This window comes from Gelidibacter sp. (assembly GCF_039916245.1).
In the GTDB taxonomy this organism is placed as follows: domain Bacteria; phylum Bacteroidota; class Bacteroidia; order Flavobacteriales; family Flavobacteriaceae; genus Gelidibacter.
The window spans coordinates 1-11,108 of sequence record NZ_JBDSLS010000147.1; the positions used below are offsets into that span (position 1 = coordinate 1).

Sequence of the window (11,108 nt, forward strand, 5' to 3'; positions counted from 1 at the left end):
CTTCTGCTTCGGTAGAGAAGCAGAAGACGAGGTGGTTTTTATTATTGCTGTTATTTTCTTGTTTAGAATTAGATAACCCTTCCGTATTCAATTCCTTTTCTGGAATTGAATCCACCTTCCCTTGAAAAAGGGAAGGAATTATTTAATTGGGCTGAGTTTGATGTTTTAGCGACAAACTGAACTTCTCACTTACTACTTCTTACTTCGTGCTTTCAACTTCGTGCTTTCAACTTCGTGCTTTCAACTTCGTGCTTCCAGCTTCCAGCTTTTTTTACTCCACATTAACTCTTATCCCTTCACTATGACTTGTAAACTCCGGAGCATACATACTTTGAATGGTGGTAATACCATTGCTCATATTTCCACTATTATTCACACGTAAATCATATTCAAAAACATAAACGCCTTTTGGTAAATAGTCGAAGAAGAAATTGGTCGCCGCATCTTTTGTGCTTTCATAATAGCCCAATCCGTCTTGGTATTTGTAGCTAGACAAAACATTCACTGGCTCAAAACCTGCAGCACGCATATCTTTCATGTGTAAGAACTCCATGTCTCTATCGCTGCGTAATTCGATGCGAACTCTTACCAAATCGCCTACTTTTAAATCAGTTTTGGAAGTGATTTCTGAAATTTGTTCGCCTTTATCGGTATTAGTTTTAAGGAACAGTTTTTTGTTCAATTTTAATGGCGTTTCAGCAAAAGTTATTTTGTCCAGATCTTCGAAATATTGCCAGTACAAACTTCCCCAAGCAATGCCTTCGCCTTTTTTAGTCAAAGTCACGTTTGCCATTTCTGGGGTTATTTCTGGACCAGTCCAGGATGTTTTGTAGTAGCCAGTTCCAGCTTCTACTTTAACCGCTTCTAATTTGGAAGGTTCGATTTTTTTGCCGCCCACAACAACATCGACCATATCAGTGACGCTCAGCCAATCACTGCCTTGCAACAATAAGGCATAAACAGCTTCGGTTGTGGCTTTGGTGGTTTTCCAACTGTTGGTCTGTTTGTTTTTAAGCAACCAGATTTTTAAATTATCAACCGTATTTACGTCCTTTTGAATTTCTGAAAAAGCTTCAATCATCAGCGCTTGCGTTTCAATCGGCGCTTGGTACCAAAACCATGAGGATTTATTGTCTTTCCAATACATGCCTAATTCATCAGAAGTAATGCTGTTTTCCTTTAGAGATTTTAAAATGCTATTCGCGGTTTTTGAATCTTTAGCGCGATGCGAAACCATTGCCATCAAGCCTTTAGCATATATGGAACGCGGTAGCCAATACTTCTGGATTTGCGTTTGATAATAATCGGTGATGGTTTGAACTTCTTTGCTTTTTGCGATTTCCGGGAAAAAGCTACGCATATACAAATAGTGTAATTGCGTATAGCTTAAATGGTCTTTGCTTAAATCGACTTTTTTATCATATTTTCTGATGTCTTTATATTCTTGAACAAATTCGGCATCTAAATAAGTGATGGCTTTTTTGATCATGTCACTAGATGATCCTTCAATTCCCTTCTGGTTAACATCAAGTTGTTTCAAATGCCCAAAACCAGTAATGATTTGTTGTGTGATAAAACGATTTTCTCTCCCACCTTCAAACCACGCCCATGCGCCGTTATTCATTTGGTTGTTTTGAAGTTTGCGTTGTGCCGATTGCAATTCATTGGTCATTTTGTTTAGGTCAAACAATAGCGCGATCCGTTTCTTTTGCTCAGTTTCAGATTGGGCATCTCGTAACCAAGGCGTTTCCTGAATTAGGATATCTTTTAATTCGTCATTCTTTTCAAGATTGCTGATCAAGGCATCTTGAGAAGCCCATTGGTGAAATACCTCTTTAATTCTCGGATTGCCATTGGCGATATGACTGGCCAACGCATTGGCGTAATATCTACTGAAGATTTGTTCGTTACAGTCGTATGGATATTCCATTAAATAAGGCAAAGCCTGAACGGCATACCACGCCGGATTGGAAGTCATTTCCAAGGTCAGTTTGTGGTTTTTGAGTGTTTTTGAAGCGGCTGAGCCTGATGAAGCCAATTTGTCTAAAGTAAAAGTTCTGGTTTCATTAGAACGCATCCACATCGGCAAGGTTTCGGTTACCAACATTCGGTTTGAGAGTACCGGTAGGACGTTTTGTTCGCCGTCACTATAAACGCCAGATTTTGCAATGACTTTATATAAGACGGCATCCACATCATCAGGAATGTTTAAACTCCACGTGATTTGGGTGTTGCCTTTCGCATCGACAGTAAAAGGTTTTCTATTGTTAGAATTATTAAGTTTTGCATCAATAGCATTGCCGGTAATCGCATCAAAAAGTTGTAAAATGGCCTCTCCAGATAACGACTTATCTGTAAGATTAGCGATTTTGGTACTGATGGAAATCGCATCGCCATGACGTAGAAAACGAGGTGCATTTGGGATGACCATCAATTCCTTTTGAGTAACAGTTTCTAAAGATGTGGTTGCGCTTTCTAAGGATTTAGTATGGGCCAATAACTGTAATTTCCATTTGGTCAAAGCTTCTGGTGTCGTAAAACTAAATGTGACATTTCCGTCTGCATCGGTTTGTAATAGTGGAAAGAAGAATGCCGTTTCCTGAAGATTTTTCCGAATGCCGACAGATTCTAAATCTTCTTTAGGTTCATTGTTTGAATCCGAAGGAGATGGTGGTAGAGGAGGTGTATTCAGTTGTTCCATAACCTCTCCTTCAGCCTTGTTGTCAGAGAATGAATCTTTTCGCATTACCAAAGTGTTTTCCATTTGAACCCCTGAAGCCATGCCTCGAACCATTGTATCCATCCCATATCTTCCATTCCCGAAATAAAGGCCAAACCAATTCCATTGATCATAATTTTGGTAGGGATAGCTTAAATTATTGGTTGGCAAATACACATTAAAAGCGCCGCTGCCAAAGCTATTAGTGGCGCTCCGCTGGTTATTGCTGTAATAAACAGGTTGATATAACGGACTAAATATCCATTGATGCGGTTGAAATTGATCCAAAGACATATCATACATACTTGCCAATAATTCAGCACTTACTTTATCGCCTTGTGGGCCTTTGATGTTGAAACTCCAGGTTTCGTCGGCTCCAGGCTCTAATTTGTCTCTAAAGGTTTTGGTTTCAATAGTCAATTCTGATTTTGGATACGGAACAGCAATAGTTAGTGTTCCAGACTGAAAACTGTTAAAAGCTGCAAAACTGTAATGAACGGCAAAGCCGCCCAAATCTGATTCTAATACAGGAATGGCAATCGTTTTTTTGTTATTGCTCAGCGGAATAATATAAGTCTTGATGATTTTTCGATCTTTTTCTACATCTACTGTGACTACTAAGTTTTCCGCAGCACTACCAAAAGTAATGATCACATTCTGTCCGATTTTATAAGTGGATTGATCGGTGCTCACACTAAATAATTGATGGTCAGGAAGTGTTTTGTCTTCTGGACTGAACACAAAAGTTCTGGCTTGATCCTTTACCAACTGTCCAAATCGATCGCTACTTTCCAAAACAACGACATAGTTTCCAGAATCCCATTTTTTAAGATTTCCTAAGTCGATTTCCTTGGATTTAGAAGTGTCAAAATTGGTTTCAAAAACTATTTTTCCTTTGTCCCAATTTTCTGGGTTCTGCTCATCTTGATAGGCTTCATGCGGAAATAATTTTTTAAACTCTTCACGAGACATCTCTTGGTAATCTGGTGCTGCCCAAGGACGCGGTCTTAAAACTTCTCTCGGAGCTTCGAGTTTATAAATTTTGATTGTGCCTTGAGCGGGAACAAATTCGCCATTTAAATTTTTGGTCGTAAGTGTTAATTGGTTTTTCTTACTGGTTTTATCCAACTGATCTTCAATATTGATATTTGCTAAAAGCGCATGATAGCCAATATTCACAATTGTGGTTGCACTTCGCGTTTCGCCATTAAGATCGGTCACATCGGCGGTAATTTCATAATTGAACACTGGCAAATTGGTTTTATCTACACTTTCATCAGGAATAGCTTTAAAAGTAATTTCAAAATTGCCGTTTTTATCTGTGATGCTTTCGCCATGTGCAATTTCTTGTGGCTCACTGTTAAACCAAGGTCGGTACCAATAATACCAAAGTGGAAATTTGACTTTGCGATGGACACGATACACTACTTTTGCATCGGTAATGTTACTTCCTGCATACGCCAAAGCTTTACCTTTTACGGTAACAGAATCGTTGACTTTAAAGGTTTCGGTTAAGGGTTTAAAGCTGGTCTCAAATTTTGGACGTTTGTATTCTTCAACAGAAATAGTTGTGTAACCGTAACTTCCGGCAAAGATGCTGATGCCAAAACTACCTGTTAATCCATCATTGGGAAGTATGAATTCTCCGGAAACCGAACCGTAATCGTTGGTTTTGAGTTGTAGTTCCTTAACCACTTCGCCATTGACATTGGTAAGGGTCACTTTTGTTGATTGATTGGCATAAACGCTGGTCTTTTTATGTTCTGTTTTTGTAGCAATGCCTTTAAAGTAAACCACTTGTCCTGGTCGGTAAATGCTGCGATCCGTAAATAAAAACGGATGGTAGCTCACTTGATCTGGCCCATCGTTATCGTTATAATATCTGTTGCTATAATAATTCTTAAAGTAGGCAGTTTCGCCATTATAGACTGCGGTAACATCCATATTGTAATAGCGGTTTTCTGAGTTTGTCAGGCTGAATTCGCCTTGTTTATCGGTTTGGAAACTTTGTGTTTTATAACTGTTATTATAATTTTCTTGGTAGCTTACTGTAACTTTCGCCCCAACAATTGGTTGACCATTGGTTCTGTTGATCAATTGAAACAATTCTTTTTTGGTATCAAACTTGGTCAGCAACGCCATATTGGTTACTTGAATCGTTTTATAAGCGAAAAATTCGCCATTCGAAAAATCAGGCGTTGCTACAATAAGGTATTGTCCGTTGCTCAATTTTGGAACGACAACCTCAGTAGTGTGTACTTGAAAATCCTTTTCGTCCTTAAGTGGGCTTTGCCAATCTTCCGTGGGTTTTAAGCTTTTGATAAAAGCAAATTGTTCCTCTTGTCGAAAGGTTTTATTAAATTTCTCTAATTGTGAATCAGAAATTTTAAATGCTTTGAATTTTAAATTATTCAAATTAGAATAGCTTACCAATAATAGACTGTTTTCTTGAACAGGAATACTGTTTTCTGCAGTGAGTTGTAAAGTTGGTTTTAAAATGATATCCTTTAAAACGATACAATTTTCGGCACCTTTACTTTTAGGGAAGGCTTTGATCGCAGCGTTGCAAATTTCTAATGCTTCTTTGAATTTCCAGCGGACATCAGCTTTGGTTTTGGCTTGGAAGTTTTGGCCTTGTTGATAATATAGTGATGCTATTTCAAATTCATAACGTGTAGAAACGTCATAACTTTTATAGGTTTCAGAAGCCTTTTTAAGTGTATTCAAGAATATAGCGTCTTTATGAGGAAATGTCGCACTGTTTTTAACAAAAATTAAGCGTTGAATATCCACATCAGCTAAGGCATAAGGTTCTTTATCCTTGAGATGAAAAGCGATGAGGTTTTTATAAATTTTTAACGCTTTGAATTGCAGCGACGTCGAATCTTGATGGGTAATCTCTAATTTTGAAAAAGTTTTGGCATCACTTAAAAACTCAGGATTATCAATTGAAAATTTATAGGCAGGTTGGGTAATGCTGTTTTCATCTGTTTGGTAAAACGTCAGGGCATTTTGATTTAGAAAATCGAAAAGCGTTGGTCTGTATAATTTTGAATCCTTTTGAGTCTGTAATAATTCATCATAATTCACTAATTGGATTTGCTGAAGGATCAACCCGTTTTTAAGCGAATTTTGAAAATGATGATCAATTTCTGAAAATAAGGTTTGTAAGTCCCAAGTTCTGAAATCGTCAGCATTGACTTTGCTTTCTGTCTTTGTTCTGTTGTAAAATTGATAACGATTTTGTTGAAAGTACTGCCAATATAAATTGGCGAGCATATTTTCTAGAATATTCTTGGTTGGGCTTTCGCTTTTTGCAATTTGGGATTTGAAATCGTTGATGATCTTTAATTGAGCATCTTCCTCTAAAACCAGTGCGTACTTACTTTTGTACAATAAACTCTTTACGTGTTGTGAGGTGTTTTTGTCGGTAAAGGCCAATTTGGAAATTTGATCAACCACCTCTAAAGCTGATTTAGTCAAACCTTCAGATTCCAATTTTTCTACTTGTTTCCAGAGTTTTTCGTAATTGTTGGATTGCGCCTGTGTGAAATTTGCAAAAAAAACGACCATAAATACTGCTATAAAATGTTTCATCATTTGAATATATTTTTATCCTTGAAAAGAAATTTTTCGAAATCTAATATGTAATGACTTTTTAAAAAAGACGAAATACGTCAGGCCTGCGTTTGATTGAGTGAAGTTAACAAAATTAGAAGTTAACTTTATTATCTTTTTGTCATTATGCAAAAACAATACCATAAGCATCACTATTCATTAATAAGGAATCAAGATCGCTTCGCTTTTAGAATTAAGAACAAAGACTTGAATCGTAATGTGAAAAAAAATGTGTTTAGGATTTAAATTCGAACCAAACCAAATGTCCTACTTATTTTTATAAAACCTGGAAAAATGAAGGAGGTTAGGAGTCCTTCTAGCGGAATGAGAGTTAATAAAACTTCGAAAACCTCTAAACTCTAATGTTTTTTACGTAGTTCGAAGAAGCTTTAATTAGACAATAATACCTAAGAATGTCTACTTTTGAATTCAGAATCTATTATATGAAATATACTGTCTTTTTTTTCTTCTTTTCACTTTTTGCCATAGGTCAGACGGATCTTGAAAAAGCTGAGCAATTCCTAGCTGACAAACAATTTACAAAAGCACAAGACCTTATGGTTTCTTATGTAATGCACCATCCTGATCATCGGAAGGCGATTGAATTGTTGGGAGATATATATGGCCATCAGAAAAAATGGGATGAGGCTATTGAGAATTATAAAATCTTGGTGGATTTAAGTCCCAAAACGGCCAATTATCATTATAAATATGGTGGTGCGTTGGGTATGAAAGCACTATCAATTAGCAAAATAAAAGCGGTGGGAATTATTGGCGATGCGAAGCATGAATTCATCACGGCAGCCGATCTTGATCCGAAACATATCAACACCCGATGGGCTTTGGTTGAGCTGTATATGCAGTTGCCAGGAATCATTGGTGGTAGCAAAAGTAAGGCGCTCAAATATGCGGACGAATTACAAAATCTCTCTAAAGTAGATGGCTATTTGGCCAAAGGTTATATTTATGAATATGACAAGGAATTTGTTTCTGCAGAAAAGTATTATAAGCTCGCTATCGTGGAAGGTGGATCTTTTCTTTGTTATGAAAAATTGACAAACTTATATGAACATCAGAAGCAATACGATAAAGCGATTGCCAATATGGAAGTTGCTTATAATAAACACCAACAAAATCTCTTAAATTATCAGATTGGAAAAGTTTCTGTAGATTATAACGTGCAATTGGATAAAGGAGAAGCACATTTAAAAATGTACCTGAAAAATTATTCTAAGGCAGATGAGATGCCAAAAGCTTGGGCAAATTTTCGATTGGCACAGATTTGCAAACTTCTAAAAAATAAGCCAGAGGCTTTGAGTTATATTGAACTTGCTATTAGTGAATTACCAAAAGAAGATGCGTTTAAGAAGGAGAAGACGGTGATCTTAAGTTTGAAGTAGTGCAAGCTTACACAATCAACAACACTCCGATTTCACCTAAATTATTATCTTCAGATTAACTGAATTTTCAAACACCGCCAAATCAAAAGTTCCTTTCCTTTTTTCAAGGAAAGGTGGATTTAAACTCAGCAAAGAGCTTAAATACGGAAGGGTTACCTATTATAAACGTCTCAATTTCTAAAATATAATTCGTACTATTCATCCATAAAGTTTAAACCACCTCGTCTTCTGCTTCTTTCTAAAGCAGAATCCACTCCTCCTTGCAAAGAAGGGGAAGTTAACTTTGTGAAATCTGGGATTTCATCTTATAGAATAAATGATTTTTATTCAATCTGAAAATCAACAATCAAAAATGAGCAATCAACAATCTATAATGAGACAAAACAGTCCATTTCAACAACTCCAATTCAAATAGGGATCTTGCTTCTGGTTTTTAATTTATTTTAATCAGAAATAAAGTATAGACTATAGGAAAATTTTAAGACTAATTACCATAAATATTCCGTAGATTTGCACGCAATTAAACCGTAATTGCAATGACAGCACACGAAAACAAAATAGTAGGCGAAGGATTGACCTACGATGACGTTTTACTAGTTCCAGCTTTTTCTGAAGTTCTTCCTAGAGAAGTCAATATCCAAACTCAATTTACCCGTAATATAAAGATTAATATTCCTATTGTATCCGCTGCTATGGATACCGTTACTGAAAGTGCTATGGCCATTGCCATGGCGCGAGAAGGTGGTATTGGGGTGTTACATAAAAACATGAGCATTGAGCGACAGGCCAATGAAGTCAGGAAAGTGAAACGTGCCGAAAGTGGCATGATCATCGATCCTGTGACTTTGCCTTTGACTGCAACCGTTCAGGATGCCAAACAGAACATGGCCGAACATAGCATTGGTGGTATTCCTATCATTGATGATCATGGCATTTTAAAAGGAATTGTTACCAATCGTGATTTACGTTTTGAAAAAAATGGTTCACGTCCGATTGTGGAAGTCATGACCAAAGATAATTTGGTGACTGCTCCGGTTGGGACTTCTTTGCATGATGCAGAAGGGATTCTTCAAAAGAACAAAATCGAAAAACTACTGATTGTTGACGAGAATTATAATCTTGCGGGTTTGATAACCTTTAGAGATATTACAAAATTAACAACCAAGCCCATTTCTAATAAAGATACTTTTGGTCGTTTGCGCGTCGCTGCAGCCATTGGTGTAACGGGTGATGCGGTAGAAAGGGCAGAGGCTTTAGTGAAATCTGGAGTGGATGCTGTGATTATTGATACGGCTCACGGCCATACCAAAGGAGTGGTAACCGTTTTGAAAGCTATCAAAAAACAATTCCCTGATCTTGAAGTTGTAGTTGGTAATATTGCCACTGCAGAAGCGGCTAAATACTTGGTGGAAGCTGGTGCTGATGCCATTAAAGTTGGTATTGGTCCAGGGTCTATTTGTACAACACGTGTAGTCGCAGGTGTGGGGTATCCACAATTTTCTGCGGTATTGGAAGTTGCTGCAGCTATTAAAGGTTCTGGTGTGCCGGTAATTGCTGATGGTGGTATTCGCTATACAGGCGATATTCCTAAAGCTATTGCTGCTGGTGCTGACACGGTGATGTTAGGGTCGTTGTTGGCAGGAACTAAGGAGTCTCCAGGAGAAACCGTTATTTATGAAGGACGAAAATTCAAAACTTACCGAGGCATGGGATCTGTTGATGCCATGAAACAAGGTAGTAAGGATCGTTATTTTCAGGATGTGGAGGATGATATCAAAAAGTTGGTGCCAGAAGGAATTGTAGGGCGTGTGCCGTACAAAGGCGATTTGTTTGAGAGCATCCATCAATTTATTGGAGGTTTGCGGGCTGGAATGGGCTACTGCGGTGCCAAAGACATTGAAACGCTAAAAGAAAATGGGCGTTTTGTTAAAATTACGACGTCAGGAATCAATGAAAGCCATCCACATGATGTGACCATTACTGAGGAATCTCCTAATTATTCAAGATAATTAACTTCTGTAGAAACAGAATGACAATAAATTAAAAACACGACTTTCAATGGTCGTGTTTTTTGTTTAAATACTATTAATATCGTTTTGTTAAACTTGAAAAGGGAATTGCAATCCATCTTAGTAAACAATTTTCATAACTTCAAAAATTCGATCTTCTTTGGCCAATTTCAAAACTGCTTTTTCTCCAACTTTTTTGTCCGTCAATAATTTTGCAATGGGAGAAATGAATGAGATTTTACCTTTAGAGATATCGGCTTCATCAACGCCTACAATCTGATACTGCTGGAGTTTCTTTTCATTTCCGATTTTTAAAGTGACCAAGGCTCCAAAACGCACTTCATGTTGTGGTTGTAGGTTGAGATCTACTATTTTGGCCGTTGCAATTCGGTTGGTCAGAAGCTGTAATTTCGCGTTGATATGGTTGGTAGCAATGCGTTTTTCACTTTCGTTTGTTATTTTCAAGTTTTCGCGCTCGGCAATTAACTGTTCTTTTTCTTTGAGAAGTTCGTCCATTCCATTTGGCGTCACATAATTGATGACACCTTCTGGCAAGTCTGCTCTTGGTGGTACTAATGGTATTTCTTCTTGATCATCTTCTTTTACAAATCCTCTGCTCATGGTTTACTTTATTAATGTGCTCAATGCTCTGTTACTTTAAAATTAAGGAATTTAGAATACTTTCCAAAGTGAAAGGTTAGATATAAAACTTAGCGCTCTTTTATTTATGATGAGCATCAGTCCTAAATGGCAGTCAATAAATTTTAAAAATAGATGAATCTATGAGGTATGTTGTTTGAATATATCTGACATAAAAGTCGGCTTTATGAAGTTTTCAAATCGGTGTTTTATTTTTGGACTCCTTCTTCCTAAGTTCTTTAAGACCACTAGTACTGTCATGGCCCCTGCAAATAGACCGAGTTCTGATAAGAAATCTGTTGTGGAAGACTTTGAAAATTATCCAAAAATTTGGCATAAAAAAAATCAACTCAATTCGTAAATGTGCTAAATTTGTTGCAACATCTCCTAATCAGCCTGAATTAATTCGATTGTATTAAAAACAGAATGCGTTCTTATACGTTCCCATTCGTTGCAACCATGATATGTAATGATTTTTAAATTGAATTTCTAAACAATTAGTTGATTAAAAGACAAAGTAGTTAAGTACTAATAAACTGAATTAAATCCAATTTCATACCGCTTCACATTTTGATTTATGCAATTTAATCTCAATAAAAATGAAAGAAAAATGGAATACTAGAAATGAAATGTTGATCATGGCCTTCGTGCTTATAAGCGCTATAGGCTTTTCACAAACAGATAATAAGCCAAAAGTTCTTGATAAGGTAAAACATATCGAAC

The 11,108-nt window shown here is 36.8% G+C and carries 4 protein-coding genes; 2 read left to right on the forward strand and 2 right to left on the reverse strand.

What is annotated here, in order from left to right; all coding sequences use genetic code 11:
* Window positions 1-271: 271 nt before the first annotated feature.
* On the reverse strand, window positions 272-6,319 hold the full coding sequence (locus ABIQ28_RS07630; protein ID WP_348036293.1) for an MG2 domain-containing protein: 6,048 nt from the start codon (window positions 6,317-6,319) through the stop codon (window positions 272-274).
* A gap of 461 nt (window positions 6,320-6,780) precedes the next feature.
* Here ABIQ28_RS07630 and ABIQ28_RS07635 point away from each other — a divergent pair, with 461 nt between their 5' ends.
* Complete coding sequence (locus ABIQ28_RS07635; protein ID WP_348036294.1) at window positions 6,781-7,737, forward strand: tetratricopeptide repeat protein; 957 nt, start codon at window positions 6,781-6,783, stop codon at window positions 7,735-7,737.
* Between the two features lie 536 nt (window positions 7,738-8,273).
* A complete protein-coding gene (gene guaB / locus ABIQ28_RS07640) occupies window positions 8,274-9,746 on the forward strand; it encodes an IMP dehydrogenase (RefSeq protein WP_348036295.1) in 1,473 nt (490 codons plus the stop codon).
* A 120-nt stretch (window positions 9,747-9,866) separates the two neighbouring features.
* Here the strand turns inward: guaB and ABIQ28_RS07645 are convergent, their stop codons facing one another.
* Window positions 9,867-10,367, reverse strand: coding sequence for a GreA/GreB family elongation factor (locus tag ABIQ28_RS07645; RefSeq protein ID WP_348036296.1), 501 nt, complete (start codon window positions 10,365-10,367; stop codon window positions 9,867-9,869).
* Between the last annotated feature and the right edge of the window lie 741 nt (window positions 10,368-11,108).

What these genes read in the sequence shown, in the direction of transcription:
- ABIQ28_RS07630 (WP_348036293.1), bottom strand. Translation starts at nt 6,319, where the DNA reads ATGATGAAACATTTTATAGCAGTATTTATGGTCGTTTTTTTTGCAAAT.
- ABIQ28_RS07635 (WP_348036294.1), top strand. Translation starts at nt 6,781, where the DNA reads ATGAAATATACTGTCTTTTTTTTCTTCTTTTCACTTTTTGCCATAGGT.
- guaB (WP_348036295.1), top strand. Translation starts at nt 8,274, where the DNA reads ATGACAGCACACGAAAACAAAATAGTAGGCGAAGGATTGACCTACGAT.
- ABIQ28_RS07645 (WP_348036296.1), bottom strand. Translation starts at nt 10,367, where the DNA reads ATGAGCAGAGGATTTGTAAAAGAAGATGATCAAGAAGAAATACCATTA.